General features: G+C 39.2%; 18 protein-coding genes. 1 reads left to right on the top strand and 17 read right to left on the bottom strand.

Features of this window, described 5'->3' with window-relative positions; all coding sequences use genetic code 11:
• The 16 genes from LC115_10185 to LC115_10110 all read right to left on the bottom strand — a co-directional run bounded on the left by LC115_10185 (position 1) and on the right by LC115_10110 (position 13,850).
• Entirely contained in the window at positions 1-354 is a 354-nt protein-coding gene (locus tag LC115_10185) for an iron-sulfur cluster assembly accessory protein (GenBank protein ID MCZ2357033.1), read from the bottom strand.
• A gap of 228 nt (positions 355-582) precedes the next feature.
• Positions 583-768 (bottom strand): bacteriocin, encoded by a 186-nt coding sequence (locus LC115_10180; protein ID MCZ2357032.1) that lies wholly within the window; start codon positions 766-768, stop codon positions 583-585.
• A 112-nt stretch (positions 769-880) separates the two neighbouring features.
• Complete coding sequence (locus tag LC115_10175) at positions 881-1,324, bottom strand: molybdenum cofactor biosynthesis protein MoaE (protein MCZ2357031.1); 444 nt, start codon at positions 1,322-1,324, stop codon at positions 881-883.
• Between the two features lie 7 nt (positions 1,325-1,331).
• Complete coding sequence (locus tag LC115_10170; GenBank protein ID MCZ2357030.1) at positions 1,332-2,432, bottom strand: HesA/MoeB/ThiF family protein; 1,101 nt, start codon at positions 2,430-2,432, stop codon at positions 1,332-1,334.
• A gap of 1 nt (position 2,433) precedes the next feature.
• Positions 2,434-2,664, bottom strand: coding sequence for a MoaD/ThiS family protein (locus LC115_10165; protein ID MCZ2357029.1), 231 nt, complete (start codon positions 2,662-2,664; stop codon positions 2,434-2,436).
• Positions 2,661-3,248: a molybdenum cofactor guanylyltransferase gene (locus LC115_10160; GenBank protein ID MCZ2357028.1), complete on the bottom strand. Its 588-nt coding sequence runs from the start codon at positions 3,246-3,248 to the stop codon at positions 2,661-2,663. The genes LC115_10165 and LC115_10160 overlap by 4 nt, the downstream gene beginning before the upstream one ends.
• The gene (locus LC115_10155; GenBank protein ID MCZ2357027.1) at positions 3,245-3,979 is read right to left on the bottom strand and encodes a sulfite exporter TauE/SafE family protein; all 735 of its coding nucleotides are present in this window, start codon (positions 3,977-3,979) and stop codon (positions 3,245-3,247) included. The genes LC115_10160 and LC115_10155 overlap by 4 nt, the downstream gene beginning before the upstream one ends.
• Before the next feature lies 1 nt (position 3,980).
• Complete coding sequence (locus LC115_10150) at positions 3,981-5,156, bottom strand: molybdopterin molybdotransferase MoeA (protein ID MCZ2357026.1); 1,176 nt, start codon at positions 5,154-5,156, stop codon at positions 3,981-3,983.
• A 14-nt stretch (positions 5,157-5,170) separates the two neighbouring features.
• Positions 5,171-6,151: a GTP 3',8-cyclase MoaA gene (moaA, locus tag LC115_10145; protein MCZ2357025.1), complete on the bottom strand. Its 981-nt coding sequence runs from the start codon at positions 6,149-6,151 to the stop codon at positions 5,171-5,173.
• 3 nt (positions 6,152-6,154) lie between these two features.
• Positions 6,155-6,346: a twin-arginine translocase TatA/TatE family subunit gene (locus tag LC115_10140; GenBank protein ID MCZ2357024.1), complete on the bottom strand. Its 192-nt coding sequence runs from the start codon at positions 6,344-6,346 to the stop codon at positions 6,155-6,157.
• Positions 6,343-6,957: a molecular chaperone TorD family protein gene (locus LC115_10135; GenBank protein ID MCZ2357023.1), complete on the bottom strand. Its 615-nt coding sequence runs from the start codon at positions 6,955-6,957 to the stop codon at positions 6,343-6,345. Before LC115_10135 ends, LC115_10140 begins: the two co-directional genes overlap by 4 nt.
• A gap of 11 nt (positions 6,958-6,968) precedes the next feature.
• On the bottom strand, positions 6,969-8,231 hold the full coding sequence (locus LC115_10130; protein ID MCZ2357022.1) for an ethylbenzene dehydrogenase-related protein: 1,263 nt from the start codon (positions 8,229-8,231) through the stop codon (positions 6,969-6,971).
• Positions 8,232-8,262: 31 nt separating this feature from the next.
• Entirely contained in the window at positions 8,263-8,643 is a 381-nt protein-coding gene (locus tag LC115_10125) for a cytochrome c (protein ID MCZ2357021.1), read from the bottom strand.
• A 45-nt stretch (positions 8,644-8,688) separates the two neighbouring features.
• A complete protein-coding gene (locus LC115_10120; GenBank protein MCZ2357020.1) occupies positions 8,689-9,816 on the bottom strand; it encodes a dehydrogenase in 1,128 nt (375 codons plus the stop codon).
• 34 nt (positions 9,817-9,850) lie between these two features.
• Complete coding sequence (locus LC115_10115) at positions 9,851-13,333, bottom strand: molybdopterin-dependent oxidoreductase (GenBank protein MCZ2357019.1); 3,483 nt, start codon at positions 13,331-13,333, stop codon at positions 9,851-9,853.
• 379 nt (positions 13,334-13,712) lie between these two features.
• Positions 13,713-13,850, bottom strand: a complete 138-nt coding sequence (locus LC115_10110; GenBank protein MCZ2357018.1) for a hypothetical protein — start codon at positions 13,848-13,850, stop codon at positions 13,713-13,715.
• 22 nt (positions 13,851-13,872) lie between these two features.
• Between LC115_10110 and recF the strand changes: the two genes are divergently transcribed.
• On the top strand, positions 13,873-14,964 hold the full coding sequence (recF, locus tag LC115_10105) for a DNA replication and repair protein RecF (GenBank protein ID MCZ2357017.1): 1,092 nt from the start codon (positions 13,873-13,875) through the stop codon (positions 14,962-14,964).
• Between the two features lie 90 nt (positions 14,965-15,054).
• On the opposite strand, the gene LC115_10100 is transcribed toward recF, so the two are convergent.
• Positions 15,055-15,279, bottom strand: coding sequence for a hypothetical protein (locus LC115_10100; GenBank protein ID MCZ2357016.1), 225 nt, complete (start codon positions 15,277-15,279; stop codon positions 15,055-15,057).
• Between the last annotated feature and the right edge of the window lie 16 nt (positions 15,280-15,295).

The following is a 15,295-nucleotide window of genomic DNA, read 5'->3' as shown; positions in this document are numbered from 1 at the left end:
CTATGCAGAAAAAGACGTTCCGCAACCACAAGTTGATTTAGCATTTGGATTTTGAAAGACGAAACCCCGTGCGTTTAACCCAGATTGAAAATGAACTTCCATACCTAATAAGTAGATAGCGTGCCTTTTATCTAACAACAATTTGATACCATCTTGCTCAAATACGATGTCATTTTCTGACGATGTATCAAAATCTATCATGTAAGAAAAACCGGAACATCCTCCGCCTTTTACGCCCACACGCAAAGCAGTGCTGCCCTCCAATTGTTGTTCCGCAATAAGTCGCTTTATCTCTGTAACAGCGTCTTCGGTTAAACGAAAGGGAATTTCAAGTGAGATATTGTTGTTTTCCATGATATTATTTTACAGCAATATAACCCAAAAACACACTAAATTGTTTCATTCTAAGTCTCATAAAATCAAGAATTTCTTTTGGGTTCTGTATTAAGAACAGAACTGAAACTAAATAAAAATGGGTAAAAACAAGTGCAATTTTGGTGTAGAAAATACAAATATTGTATGTGCTATATAAAGCCAAAAGCGGTTCTATAAAGAACCGCTTTTGGGGAGCTAAGAGACTTCTTAGCCGTTTCCTTTGGTGCGTGGGTCTTTTTCAAGACCTTTTTGAGCGTTACCAACTGCGTTATGGCCAGTTGTATTTACATTTCCGGCGGCAGTACGAACTCCACCAGTTACTTGATCTAACTCCTGATCGTTAAGCTCCTGCTGCTCTTGATCGATTTGCTGTTCTTTTTCTTGCTCTTTCATAATCTGTATGAATTTACGGTTTTATACGTCAGTTTAAGATATGATGTTTCAAAAAACTACTAAAAAATCCTTTTTTATTTATATTTTTAATAACTATCTGATATTAAAGAGATTAAATTTTATTTTCTTTCCAAATAACGTTTCCTGTCGTTAATATTTCTTTTCCCCAAACGGGAAGTTCTTTTTTGATTCTTTCTACTACTTCTGTGCAGGCTTCGATTGCCGGCTGGCGGTGTATCGCAGAGGTAAACACAAATAAACTAATCTCTCCGGCTTTAACCTCCCCTAAGCTGTGGTAAATGTGCATACAAACCAATGGATATTTCTGAAAAATATCTTCCCGAATACGAAATGCTACTTCTAATGCCATTGGCTCATAGGCAGAATAATGAATGGATTGAACTTCCTGATTATCAATAGTATCTGCTCGAACTTGACCTAAAAAAATGCTATGTCCACCAATACTTAGCTTGGTTGAATGGTTTTGGATTGAGGTGGCTATTTTCTCCGAAGAAATTGCCCCTGCAACAAATATATTCTTAGGTTTTTTTTCCATAAATTAATTAAAAAACGTGCAAAGTTGATTGTAATTGATTGATTCCGCCTTCAATAGAAAAAACTTTTTTGTTAGGATAAGTTCTTTCAAGAAATTGAGCCGCTTTTTGGCTTCTAACTCCGGCCTGACAAAATACATAGATCGTTTCTGCTGCCGAAACTTCTTCTTTTCGGCATTCTAATTCCGTTAGTGGAATATTTAGGTAGTTGATTTTGTGGGGTTTAGGGAGTTCATCAGAATTTCTAACATCTACTATCAAAATATTTTTTGTCTTTTGAGTGATTGTTTGCAGCACTTCATGCCAAGAAATGGTGCGGGATAGCCCGCAAAGGGTTGCATAATTCATTTGCTCAAAATCTTTGATTGTTTGTGGTGCATCCGCTAATGCTTCGGGGTTCTCTAATATGCTTGTTTCGTAAAAACTATTTTGTAATAGGTTGTAAAACAGTACTTTATTTGCTATTGCCGGAGCATAATTCGATATTAACTTGATAGCTTCGGAGGCCATTATTGTTCCGATAATTCCGGGTAATACTCCCAAGACACCTATTTCGCTGCAATTGGGAACTTCTTCGGGAGCCGGCGGGCGGGGATACAAATCTCGATATGTTAAGGGGCGAGTTTGGGATTTTTGAGCATCTAAAACGATTACTTGTCCCTCAAATTTATAAATCGAACCTGAAACTAACGGCTTCTGCAATAAATAACAACCGTCGCTTAGTAGATAACGTGTTGAGAAATTGTCTGTTCCGTCAATGACCAAATCATGGTCAGAGAGGATTGAAACCGCATTTTGGGTTGTGATAAATGCTTCTATAGCTTTAATACCGATGTCTGGATATTTTTGTTGAAGATAGGCTGCTGTAGATGTTGCTTTGGATTTTCCTATTTCCGGGTATCCATACAATATTTGGCGGTTTAAGTTGGATTCTGAAACCGTGTCTCCGTCTATTATGGTTATTTCTCCAATACCGGCTGCTGCTAAGTATAACAAAAGCGGAGCACCTAAGCCGCCGGCTCCTACTACTAATATCTTTGATTTTTTCAGCCTATTTTGTGCTGCTGTTCCAAAGCCGGGTAAAATAACTTGGCGTTCAAATCTGCTCATATTAGCCTCCTGAAAATGGCGGCAATAGCCCAATTTCGCTATTAGGTTCTATTGCAGTGAGTTCATGCACCAGCTTTCTATTGATAGAAAATGTAAACCGAATATCCCCCAGTTTGGGAAATTTCTCTAACAAAACAGACCTTAGTTCCTGTGTGTTAGCAATGTTTTCTAAATAAAACTCATTAGACTGAATTTTTTCTGCAACTATCCCAAATGCCAATACTTTTATCATAAAACTACTCCTTTTTGTAATTCGGCAAATTCGTCTATTGTGTTGATGTTTGCAAATACCTCCGGTTGTGGTGCCAAAAAGTTTGGTATTTCTAACTCTTGATAAACCAATGACCTAATGAGCTCTTGCATCTTTAATTTATTTGAAGAAATATTTTCTAAAACAACTTTCTTTAAATCAGAATGATATATAGCTAATAATGGCAGTATTTTGCCTTGCAAAGAAGCTACCAATACTTCTTGGGTAGTTAGTTTAGAAATCATGTATTGAAGTATCTCGTTTTTAATCAAGGGTGTATCACAACTTAGTAAAAAAACATACTTAGATTTTGTGGTTGTTAGTGCCGTGAAAAGTCCCCCCATTGGGCCTTTTTCTGGAATAATATCCGAAATCACAGGAACTCCAAACTGGCTGTAAGCAGGGTTATTGGCAATTATTCGGACAGGGTAATTGGTTTTCAGTGAGGCTTCTAAAATCCATTCTATCATAGGTTTTTGATGAAAAAGCATTAAGCCCTTGTCTTGCCCCATACGGCTACTTTTGCCTCCGGCTAAAATAACGATTTCTAAGAAGTCTTGTTTCATATCCCAATCAGTTTAACCGCTGCAATCAGGAGCACTGTGGTCAAAACGTATTTTAATGTTCTTAGGTTATATCGTTGTGCGCCCACATAAGCGCCGGCTAAGCCTCCTGCCAATGTAAATGGTAAGTACCACAGCACGTATTCACTTGGTATGGAAGATGTTAAACTTGAACCGGCTAAACCGGCTATTGAATTAAAAAAAATAAACAATGCACTTAATGCAGCAGCTTCTTTCATATTCACCCAACCCAATAACAACACAATTGGGGAAAGTAAAATTCCGCCGCCAATACCAATTAATCCGGAAACAAATCCTATTACTAAACCAATCAACAATACTAAGCCTACTTTTGGCTCTATAATTTGTTTGTCTGATGTCGGTATTATCCCCAAAAAGCGGGCTACCGGAAATAGTAAAATGATGCCCAATATTTTACGATACAAAGATGTGTCTATCAGTAACTTTCCCCCTAAAAATGAAGCCGGAACCGAAGCAATTATTAAAATCCAAAATAGCCGTGTTGGGAATTTACAAACCTTTCGATACATCAAAAAAGATATAAATGAAATGAGTATGTTTAAAATCAACGCAGTTGGGCGGATTTCTATAGGTGAAATATGAAACAAAGTTAATAATGCTATATATGTACTCGCGCCGCCATGCCCAACCGAAGCATATAAAAAGGCAGTAATCGCAAGTAATAATATCAAGAGAGTTTGATTATCAATCATTTTACCAGTAATAAATAGATAATAACGAGTTTGGCTCGGCCTCAGCAATATCTTCCGGAATTTCTGCGAAACAATTGGACTCGTTAAAGGGTAATAAATCAAAAGACTGCTGGCCACTTAAAATTCTAACCAAAGATTGGTTTGTATATGCTTTTGCAAAGTGGGTTAAACCGGTATGTTTTTGGTAGGTATTTTGAAGTGGAAGAACTGCGTCTGGCTCCCAAACAGCCGAAAAACCCATCATTTTACGAATACATGGCTTTATGTATTGGTTAAAACAAGCTAATACCGCAGCCGGGTTTCCGGGCAAAGCAAAAACCAACGTATTATCTTTATGGCCAAAAAATAGCGGTTTACCGGGCTTCTGCTTAACTTTATAAAATCGCTGGGTAACTCCGGCAAGATTCAAACTTGAACGAATATAGTCATAATCCCCCACCGAAATACCACCTGTTAAAATTAACATATCACAGGATGCTAAACAGTCTGTTATATGTTCCAACGTAATATCAGGGTCGTCTGGAATGTGCCTAACTGATTGTATCTGAATGTTTAATTGTTTACAATATGCTTGTAGGGCTACGCTGTTAGAATTGTAAATTTTTCCGTAAGTTAAGGGATCTTTTAGGGTTATCAATTCATCGCCAGTGGTGATAATGCTGATTTTGGGCGGGATATATGCCGGAATGTGCGTTGCTCCAACGGATGCCATTAAGCCTATCATTCCCGGAGTTATCAAACTTCCGGCTTTGGCCACAATATCCCCTTGTCTGCATTGGCTACCTTGTAAACGGACGTTTGCACCATAACGGATTCGTTGTGGGTCAAAAGAAATTCTGCCTTCCTGAATAGATACAATTTCCTGCTGAATAACGGTATCTGTGCCCATAGGAATTGGTGCACCGGTGTAGATTCTTGCTGCCTCATCTAAACCAATAGGATTTTCGGATACTTCACCAGCCTTGATTTTTTGCGTTATTTGATAACTTGCTTTGTCTTTTTGGAAGCAAAAGGCGTATCCGTCCATTGCAGAATTATCAAAAGACGGAACATTACATTGTGCTGTAATATCTCCGGCTAATACCATTCCAACTAAATCAGAACTTAGTTCGTAAACCGCTCGTTTGAGAATGATTTGTGTATCAATGATTTGCTTTGCTTCATGAACGGAAACCATGATTTTTTAAGTAATTAACCACCAATGCCAATCATACTTCTATTGATTAGCACTTGGGGCTGAATGGTTTGGTAATCTGGCTGGAATTGCCCGCCCAAAGCGGGATATTTCCGTTTTACTGTTTCTACAATCAGTGGAACAATTGGCTCGTTCTTTCTAAATGGAGTTAGTAGGTCAGTTTCTTCTCTGCTAAATAAGCAGTTTTTGAGTTTACCGTCTGCCGTTAATCTTACACGATTACAGTCTCCACAAAATTGATTGGTCATCGTGGTGATGAAAGCAAACGTTCCTTCGTATCCCACTACTTTATATTTTCTGGCAGTGGCGTGAGGTTCATCGATGAGTTTAACGATATTATGCTTTTCTGAAACCAATTTTAATAGTTGAGCGGCAGTAACTACGTCATCACTTGTCCAGTTATTTCCGGCAAAAGGCATAAACTCAATAAAACGAATATGAAGCGGTAAGTTTTTTGTTAATTCGAGAAAATCAAAGATTTCTTTGGTTATGAACTCTTTGATAGCTACTACATTGATTTTTACTCGGATTCCCTCTTGCAGCAAAAGCATAATATTATCCCAAACTTGCTTAAAAGCGTTTCTTTTGGTAATCTGAAAAAAGGTTTCCGGATTTAGGGAATCTAAACTTACGTTAATGGTAGAAACTTTTGCTGCTTTGATTGTGTCTATGTATTGGTTTAAAAGCAGCCCGTTAGTTGTTATCAGTAGTTCAATATTCAGTTTTGATAGGCGGGTTAGAATGTCTGCAAAATCCTTTCGGAGCAGCGGTTCACCGCCTGTTAAACGTAATTTATTGATTCCCAATGAAACGAACTCACGGGCAATTGATTCTATTTCAGCAGCATTCATAAGTCTTTCGGACGGGGTGAAAGTATAACACTCCTCCGGCATACAATAACTACATCTAAAATTACATTTATCTGTAATTGAAATACGTAAGTAGTTATGAATTCTGTTGAAATTATCGTACAGCATTTTTTATTCCTTTAGGTTGCGGACTTCGTCTTCAACGTTGTCCTTAGCTTTTTTGAATTCGGCAGCACTTTTTCCTAAACCACGCATTAGCTCTGGGATTCTTTTTCCGCCGAAAAATATCAACAACACAAAAGCAATTAGGATTAGTTCCGTCGTGCCTAAGGTAGCAAACAAGAATATGATTAACGATGTCATGGGGTATCGCAATGATTTATGGTTAGATGATTGCGTTCAAGTTCATAGCGGATAAATGTTTCCAATAAGAATGAAACTGTGAAGAAGAAAGTACCTGCGTTCCCTTCGCGAATTTTTTGGGCTAAAGATATGGCAAACTCTGCGGTATGCTCAATCAAAAAGTCTTGATATGCCTTTTGGGTAATGTTTTGGGCTTCTTCGTTGGGTGCAATAACTGCTTTTAGGAGTAGCATTGCCAAGAACTCCAATTCATACATGATAGAATCCGGGTTCTCGCCGGTTTTGGGCTGAAAACCAAAAGCATAATAAAACGCATTTACATCTGTTACGCTGTTGTATCTTTGTAAAGTATGGGTTTCGCTCAACGGAACGCCCCCTTTGATAAAGATTAGGGAATAGTCATACAGGATTTCCTCGTCATTAATAGATTGGCACAAAGTAGTGAGTATATTAGCAATTTCTGGGTTAGGATGGCCAGATTTACAAAGTCCTCCGGCCATTTCCTTAATTGCGAACAACCTATCTTGATTTGGAAAGTCAAAGCAATTTGCGATAAGCCGATATATGTCGGCATTCAGCAAATCAATATTCAAGGCTGGGGTTGATTTCATTATTATTGAGGTTAAGGTTCTAAGGTTAAGTCCACCCAAGGCATAAAGTGCTTGCGTCCTCCGATATTTTCGTTTCCTCCGTCCCAAATAGCGAATGCTACTTTGGTTTTTGTTTTTACTTTGGCTTTGTTTTTATCGTCTGTATTAACGGGCACTGCGATGCAGGCTGTCCATTTTCCATCTTGCCAAACTGCCCAGCCTTTTGCTTGCTGGTTTTGCTGGGTAGCCATTGTACCGAATCCTTCTGCGGATGCTTCTTCTACGGTAGATGTCCGTTTGATTTGGGACATTGGGTTTTTGGAATATGTACCGGGCATTGTGTTTGTTTTTCCGGCATCAACCATTTGCTCTGCGGTGATATTTTTAGCATAGTTCATTTGGTTTTTGTCAGGATAGTATTCCATACCGGGATAAACATCAACCCACATATTTGGGTATTTTTGGGTAACGTCTTGAAAACCTTTTTCTACGTCATTTTGCCAAACGGATTTCCAATGAACTATGTGAACGCGGCCGCCGGCATTGCCCATCATATAACTGGGAATGTTTCCGGGGTCCAAAGGCAATTGAATTGCTAACTGGTCGCAAAACTTATCCGCATCAACTTCTGTGTTTTTGGTAGCATCAGCCCATTCAATTAAGAAATACACTTCTTTTCCGAAGTAGGCACTCTTGACGGAAATTCCATCTACAGATTGCTTCGGTAAGTTAGGATAAACTACGTTTTGGGGAGACAGTGCTAATTTCTTCCAAGTTGTCTTATTCCAAACAGGATCATTTGCTACTGACTTAGGGTCAATTTGTTTGGTACTTTTTACGCACTTAACTTCGTTATCTGCTTTTACCCAGTTAGGTGGGTTTCCGGCAGAGGCTTGGGGTGTAGTTGTTGTTGTAGCGGGAGTTGTGGTTGTTTTTGAAGGAGCAGCACTCTTGGGAGATAAACTTCCAATGTAAGCTAATACATCTTTAATCTGTACATCCGTCAAATTCTGGTCTGGCATCGGGATTTTATTAAACTCATTAAACAATTTTACGGCAATAGGGTCTCCTTTTTTTACCATAGATTGTGATGATTTGATAAAACTCAACAACCAAGTTTGTGTTCTGCGTTCATTTACGCCGGACAAATCCGGGCCAACCAGTTTACCTTTTCCAACTGTGTGGCAAGCACCGCAAATCCCTTTGAATGTATTTTCTCCTTTTGCTGCATTTTGAGCTGTTAGCTTAGGCATAACAAACCCAATTAGCATAGCTATTACAATGAACTTCTTCATTTTGAATATATTAAAAGTTATTTAAAGCAGGTTACTTTTTGGGGGGAGCACTTGCAGGTGCTGTGGTTTTGGGTGATAAACTCTTGACGTAAGCCAAAATATCTTTAATCTGTGGATCGGTCATATTTTGGTCTGGCATCTGAATTTTATTGTAATCATTAAATAGTTTCACAGCAACGGGGTCTCCTTTTTTTACCATTGTTTGTGATGATTTAATGAAACTCAACAGCCAAGTTTCTGTTCTTCTATCTGTTACGCCGGATAAATCTGGCCCAACTACTTTACCTTTTCCTACACTATGGCAGGCTGCACAAATTGACTTAAAGGCTTTTTCTCCTTGGGCTGCATTTTGAGCAGTAACGTAGAGTGAACCCATACATAATATTGTGCTGATTAGAATGATTTTTTTCATAGTTCGGTAATTTTAATTTTGGTTTTAAAAATAATACTTTTTGAATTACGGATTGTTATGGCGGAATGTTTGTAAACTTTCATCCCAGTGCGGGCGTGTGAATACAGGTTCTGTATAAGGAACTCTAATGATTTCATTTCCGGCAGCGTCGTAACCTACGGCATGATTGGCTTCTGCTTTGTAAGAGTGAGTGATTTTGCTACTGTTTCCAAACAGTAAGAACGCTGCTAAAAGTTCTTTATCATCTTTCATGTTACGATATGTTTCTACAGCTTTTTCTACACCCGGGCCAAACATCTGAAATAGAAAATCTTTGGGTACATGAACCGGTGGGATGTAATAAACATTGGGTTGGGTCCCAAATTGTGGATACAACGGCAAAGCTACTTTTTTTATCCGCACAATCATATCTATCGGATTATCTTTTCTGGGTTCCTTAGCGTCCTCCATAAATCCTTGTAATCTGATTTTGCCGATACAAGTAGTTACGCAGCGTGGCTGCTCACCTTTTTCTATCAAGGGATAGCATCCAATACACTTTTCTGATACACGAGTTACCATATTAAAAAATGTTTTTTTGTATGGGCAAGCCTTAACACATTCTTTGTAGCCTCTGCAACGAGATTGGTCTATCAGCACAATCCCGTCTTCTTCGCGTTTGTAGATAGCTTTTCTGGGGCAAGCTGCTAAACAAGCAGGGTACGAGCAATGATTACAAATTCTGGCTAAATAGAACATCCAGACATTATGTACACCATTGAAGAACGCGCCCTTTTCCATTGTTCCGATAACTTCATCTTCTCCGATGTTTGGGTAAGCGTAACTCCTTTCATCTGGGCGAAAGCCGTGTACACGTTCTCCGGGAGCAGTGTTTTCAAAGATGGTATTACCTTTAAAAACGCCTGCATTATCCCATTGCTGCTCTGTGAGTTTCAAAGTTTTAACGTCCCATTTACGCGGATAGCTTCCGTAAGGTTTCGTTTCAACATTGTTAAAGAACATTGTTTCTTCACCGCGCCCTGAAGTCCAAGTGGTTTTACAAGCTACGGTGCAAGTTTGACAGGCGATACATTTATTTGTATCAAAAATATATGTAATTTGTTTTTTAGGCTTAGCTTCTTCGTATGGATACTCCATTTCTCGTTTAAGCTGCCAATTATTAACTGTTGCCATTTGTTTTCAGATTTAGTTGTTAGTAATTTTCAAGTTATTTTTTCACGAATCCGCCTTTGAGGTAATTTTTAAAGTCGTTATCTTCATAGGTAGGTCTCATTCCTTCGGTTGCGCCTTCCCATAGTCCTTCTGCGTTTAATCCGCCTCTTTCAGCTAAGGTTATTTTTACAAAAGATTCGCGTGGGTTTCCGGTAGCACCGTGAACGTCAATTTCAAAGCCTTTACCGATTCCTTGCCCAAAGTTATTTTTACGAACGAGAGAATCCGTTAAGAGTGTAGGTTTGAGCCAAGCACGGGTACAACTTTGGTGGGAGCCGCTACGGAAAAGAGATTGATAATGGGTTTTTGGGTTTTTGGCAATACCGCTTTCGTTTTCTTTAGCACCTTTTACAGAGCCGTAGGTTGATCCGTATGCGTTATGCCACATTCTGGTAATGCCTCTTGGGGTTCCGGGGTAGTAGCGGGCACGAGCTTTTAAGCGGGATAGCTCATATTCAGGGCTATCTTTTTTCTGCTGCCAGCCTCGAAATGGCCTATCCGAAGGATCTGCATCTATCCAAACATAATCTCCGTCTTCTACACCTAACTCTTTGGCATCCAATGGGTTAATGTCCACATATAACTCAGTAACATACGGTTTCCGCTTATCTTGGCGGTGCATATCTCCAAATGGGCCGAACCAAACTGCGATAATATCGGTATCTACCGGCATTGTATGCACACCATGTCTAAATTTAGGTGTATGGAAAATAAATTTAAAGTCCTTATCTGCGTTTTGGAGCGGATGCTTAGTGTTTTTAACCTCACTCCACGGTTTCACTACATTCCTTGCTTGACGCACATCTGTTGTTAAATTATTGGTATCTACGCCGTACTTTTGAGGAGTATCGGGCATAATGCAAGGATGTTTTTTGGAAACAATGACGTTTGGTTCAAAAAAAGTAGAGTCAATGGGTTCGCGGAATACTATCATGTTTTCGCCGGCTTCGATAAATTCCGGTTCATCGCGGTAAAATTCCATCCTGCCGGATTTGGTGTACCATTGTTTATTTTCTTCTACTTGCTCCATTCCCACATATTTTGGGGTGGTGCGTGTCATCACCAATGAGGGGATTCCTTTTTTGGCAAGTGCTTCAATTTCTTCAAATTTATAGCCGGTCATGCCTTGGCTGGTATCTAATATCCGTTGTAAATACACTTCCGGCTTATTTTCATGAACAAACTTGAAATAATCTTTAAATCTATTATCTCCGGTCAGGTCTCCAAAAGCGGATGCGATTCCGGCTAAGACTTCTATATCGCCTCGAGTATCAAAAATTCTTTTGAGTGGAGTTCTGGGAAATGTGTATAAGAACGGATTTGTAACAGAAATAGTCATATCCGGAAACTTAAACTCTGCCCAAGAATCAACGGCAAATACAATATCTGCATATTCACAAGAGCCTGTCCACCACCATTCTGATACACCGATAAAATCAATTCGGGGATAAACGTTTATTACGTTATCATAATGCCCTTTTGAGTTTCCTAAGAGAGAGTTTCCATTGGAAACCATAATAGATTTGGTAGGTGCGGGCATGTGGGTTTTTCCCGTCATGTTTTTATTCCCCATCCGTAAAATTCTATCTCCATTGTTAAAGAAGTGAGCTGATTCGTAATGGAAATATTTTTTTACTTTGGGTGCTTTGGTGGTATCCAACTCCGGATTGAATGGGTCTTCTGCGATGTAGCAAGCTAATCCAGAAAAGTAAGCTCCACGATAATTTCCGGCAAAAGAACCGACATTTCCACCTATTTTACCTATATTTGAGGTAATGCTTGCTAAAAATAGTACAGCTCTGTCTTTTAAGTCATTATTAAAGAATTGATTAGGTCCCATTCCGGTAGCAAATATCGTTTTGCCTTTGTTTTTAGCTATTTCTTTGGCTACTGTTTCGATACCTTGTATGGGTGCCCAAGTAAGTTCTTCTACGGTTTTGGGGTCAAAGTTGTCCATGATGTATTCTTTCATCAGGTCAAAGACTGTGCGAACTTCTACTTCTTTCTTTTCCCCTATTATTTTAACTTTAAATTTACCTTCGAGGGCTGGGTTCACGCCTTTGTCGTACATAAATTTGCCGTAATCGTCTCGGGTAACGACAGTTGGTGCATTTTTGGTTTCATCCCACACTACATAGTCTCCCCATTCATTTGCTAATTCTTCGCTTACGAAAGGTATTCCTTGTTTTAGAGAGGGTTTGTTTTTTTCACCGGCTTTTAGGACTTCGATGTAATTTTTTAATCCCGGTTTCTGGTATTTTTTGATGATGTCGGTAGGCTTCAGGATTTTTTGGTTATCCATTCTGATTAGGAATGGTAAGTCGGTAAATTTCTTCATGAAGTCTGCGTCATACAATTTGTCGCGGATGATTACGTGAGCGAACCCGAGTGCTAATGCTGGTGTAACTCCCGGGCGGCATACGATAAGGTTATCTGCTTTGTTGGCAGTAGCACTATATTCGCAAGCGATTACAGTAACTTTGGCACCTTTCATACGAGCTTCTGTAAGCCAGTGAGCATCAGGCATTTTGGTAGTTATCCAATTCATGCCCCAAACAACGATATGGTCAGAGTGATCCACACAAGCTAAGTCAAAGTCAACGGTTTGGGCACCGGTTACCATTGGGTGTCCGGGAGGTAAGTCAGTATGCCAAGCATAACTATCCCAGCAGCGTGCGCCGTGTGCGTGTTCCGGATCGATATTGTTAATCTTGGCATCCAAAAGTGCTAATGAGTTTGCTAAACGGTTTATCCCGAAGATACGGGTTACACCTAAGGGTGCCATTCCGCCCCGAAACTTTAACACTTGTGTTCCGTGCCCTTCGGTAGCTTCTACCATCAAGGGATCGTAGCCTTGTGCAGTTAGTTTTTTCTTTCCTTCTTCTCCGTTGTAGGTGCGGGCGATGTTATTTAACACCGCAGCGGTGTATTTGAAAGTATCTTCCCACGTTAATTTAACGAAGGCTTCTTTTCCTCTTTGGAGATATTCTTGTGAAATTGTGCCATCAGCATTTCTGGGCATTCCTTTTTGTATCCACTTTAGGTAGCCTTCGCGGATTACGGGATATTTTGCTCGGCGGTCTCCGTAAAAGCGTCTGGCAAGAGCTAACCCCTTTTGGCAGCATCTGGGCTCCCAACGGGCTGTGGCTTGATTCCCTTGTAAGTCTTTGGCATTTGAGAAAGCATAACTCGGGGCTATCCTGACTACGGCACCATTTTTTACATGAGCTTTTAGCAAGCAGTTGTGGGTGTCATTTGGCGCACATAAGAAAGTAAACTCCTCATCATACTGCCACATATCTCGGTAGGTCTTTTCCCAATCCCGATTCGGGTACTTAGCTAACGGGTTCTCTACATCTATTGGGTCAAAAAATGTAAATATTTTGTTAAAACCCTCAAATGGAAGGCTGGCAAAAGCAGCCGTTCCCAAACTCGTTAGTAGCCCGTTTTTTAAAAATTTTCTTCTATTGATTCCCATAATTCAATTATTTTAGACGGGTTGATTCATGTAGCCAAAGTTCCGGATATCTCCTCTGCTAAAACATGATAAGCATTACGGTAAAATGTGATATTAATCACATCCTGAAAATAGAGTAGTATTGAGTAAAATTAGCCGGTTTACGTATAATTCAGGGTTGTGGTTCAGAAAATATGAAAGCTATTGTTTCGTTGGTGAAGCATTATTACTACTATGGCATCATGGTTCTCTGTTTTCTTGAAAAAGCAAGTAGCCCTCCTGACAAATCTTCTGTTTCTGGCTTGTAATGAGTTATTTATATTTATTCTTAGTTGTTTTTGCACTTTGGCAACGAGTGGTCAAGTAGCAGTTAGTTTGACTTTTGGCATAGACGATAAGGTTAGTCTTTATGGCCAAAAACTTCATCATACTTTCTGAAGCACAACCCAAGTTCAACGGCATAAATCATTGCACCTCTTTGAATAATTGTTTCAGGTGTGAATTGATGAATAGCAAATCGCATATTTCTGGATAGCATTATGTATTTTTGCAACTACTCTGTGCTAATCAAACTCTTTTTACAACATTTAAGAAATCATACTGAAACTGAATGTGTTATAGATTCTCCCTATACTGTCATCAGCGGGCTAAATGGTGCAGGTAAAACCTCAATCTTAGAAGCCATTCATATTTTAAGCCTTGGGCGTAGTTTTAGAACAACTACTGATAAGAAGTTACTTCAATTTGCTCAGCCTTTTTGGGCTGTTTCTGGAAATATGGGTGCAAAGATTTCCCCAGAGACCGTTCGAGTAGCTTATTCAGAAGCAGACGGAAAAAAACTTTGGTTATCTCAAAACCCTATTGGGCGATTAAGTCAATTTATTGGTCATTATCCGGTAATTACATTGTTACCCAATAAAACCGAAGTTATTATTGGCCCAGCAAGCGAAAGACGTACCTTTTTGGACTCTTTTTTGTGCCAGCAACAAACTGACTATTTAGAATATCTTACCCGTTACCAAATAGCATTAAAACAGCGTAACAGCCTGTTACACAACCCTCAAACAACAAATGATCTTTTGTCTGCATGGGAAGAACAAATGGCCGTAAATGGGCAGCAACTGATTCTATATCGGAAGCAACTGCTCCAAGCTATTGTACCATATTTTCAGGAATATTTTAATCGGTTTGAGTACAATTTATCCTTAAAATTAAATTATTCTCAATCGCAACTACTTGATAGCTACGTAGATTTAAGAAAAGTATGGGAAAAGTACCGGCAAAAAGATTTTCAGTTAGGCTATACCTCTGTAGGGCCGCATCGAGATGATATAGAAATCACGGTAGAGAACCGCCCACTCAAAGAAGTTGGCTCTCAAGGTCAAATTCACTCTGCAAGTATAGCTCTGTACTTTAGTCTGATTGCTTATCAACGTACTACTAAACAGTTATCTCTTTGGCTTCTCTTAGATGATATCTTTGATAAGTTAGACCCGCTTCGTACCCAGATTCTGGCTCAACAATTACTGCAATTTGAACAAACACAGGTGTTTATTACAGATTCACAAATAGAAAGATGCCAAGCTATTGCTAATCAAATAAAAGCGTCTCTCTGGTTGGTAAAAAACGGGCAAGTTCAAACATTATATTGAATAATTACTGAACTACATAACGGTAGTAATAAGCGGCATAGGTACTAAACTAAATCTTATTTTTAAGATTTAGTTTAGTACCTATGTAGGTTAGAAGTCTTCTTCTGCGTCTTCTTCTGTGTCTTCTTCGTCAAACTCGTCAAAGTTGTCTTCGTAAGCTTCGTCAAAGTCTTCATCAAGTTCTTCCGAATCTTCGTCTAATTCATCAAAATCATCGTCTGATTCTTCATCGAAATCATCGAAATCATCCTCTAACGTTTCGTCTGACTCTGTTTCTAAAAGTTCATCTTCGTCTTTTTGTATGCGAACAGGCATAGTTGATATATTTGGT

The sequence above is a fragment of the Bacteroidia bacterium genome, assembly GCA_026932145.1.
Lineage (GTDB): Bacteria > Bacteroidota > Bacteroidia > J057 > JAIXKT01 > JAIXKT01.
Note: the sequence above shows the minus strand (reverse complement) of the source record. Positions and strands in the feature narration are given on the sequence as shown.

Bases quoted from the DNA above. Each gene is read 5' to 3' on its own strand.
- LC115_10185 (MCZ2357033.1), bottom strand. From the start codon at position 354: ATGGAAAACAACAATATCTCACTTGAAATTCCCTTTCGTTTAACCGAA.
- LC115_10180 (MCZ2357032.1), bottom strand. From the start codon at position 768: ATGAAAGAGCAAGAAAAAGAACAGCAAATCGATCAAGAGCAGCAGGAG.
- LC115_10175 (MCZ2357031.1), bottom strand. From the start codon at position 1,324: ATGGAAAAAAAACCTAAGAATATATTTGTTGCAGGGGCAATTTCTTCG.
- LC115_10170 (MCZ2357030.1), bottom strand. From the start codon at position 2,432: ATGAGCAGATTTGAACGCCAAGTTATTTTACCCGGCTTTGGAACAGCA.
- LC115_10165 (MCZ2357029.1), bottom strand. From the start codon at position 2,664: ATGATAAAAGTATTGGCATTTGGGATAGTTGCAGAAAAAATTCAGTCT.
- LC115_10160 (MCZ2357028.1), bottom strand. From the start codon at position 3,248: ATGAAACAAGACTTCTTAGAAATCGTTATTTTAGCCGGAGGCAAAAGT.
- LC115_10155 (MCZ2357027.1), bottom strand. From the start codon at position 3,979: ATGATTGATAATCAAACTCTCTTGATATTATTACTTGCGATTACTGCC.
- LC115_10150 (MCZ2357026.1), bottom strand. From the start codon at position 5,156: ATGGTTTCCGTTCATGAAGCAAAGCAAATCATTGATACACAAATCATT.
- moaA (MCZ2357025.1), bottom strand. From the start codon at position 6,151: ATGCTGTACGATAATTTCAACAGAATTCATAACTACTTACGTATTTCA.
- LC115_10140 (MCZ2357024.1), bottom strand. From the start codon at position 6,346: ATGACATCGTTAATCATATTCTTGTTTGCTACCTTAGGCACGACGGAA.
- LC115_10135 (MCZ2357023.1), bottom strand. From the start codon at position 6,957: ATGAAATCAACCCCAGCCTTGAATATTGATTTGCTGAATGCCGACATA.
- LC115_10130 (MCZ2357022.1), bottom strand. From the start codon at position 8,231: ATGAAGAAGTTCATTGTAATAGCTATGCTAATTGGGTTTGTTATGCCT.
- LC115_10125 (MCZ2357021.1), bottom strand. From the start codon at position 8,643: ATGAAAAAAATCATTCTAATCAGCACAATATTATGTATGGGTTCACTC.
- LC115_10120 (MCZ2357020.1), bottom strand. From the start codon at position 9,816: ATGGCAACAGTTAATAATTGGCAGCTTAAACGAGAAATGGAGTATCCA.
- LC115_10115 (MCZ2357019.1), bottom strand. From the start codon at position 13,333: ATGGGAATCAATAGAAGAAAATTTTTAAAAAACGGGCTACTAACGAGT.
- LC115_10110 (MCZ2357018.1), bottom strand. From the start codon at position 13,850: ATGCTATCCAGAAATATGCGATTTGCTATTCATCAATTCACACCTGAA.
- LC115_10100 (MCZ2357016.1), bottom strand. From the start codon at position 15,279: ATGCCTGTTCGCATACAAAAAGACGAAGATGAACTTTTAGAAACAGAG.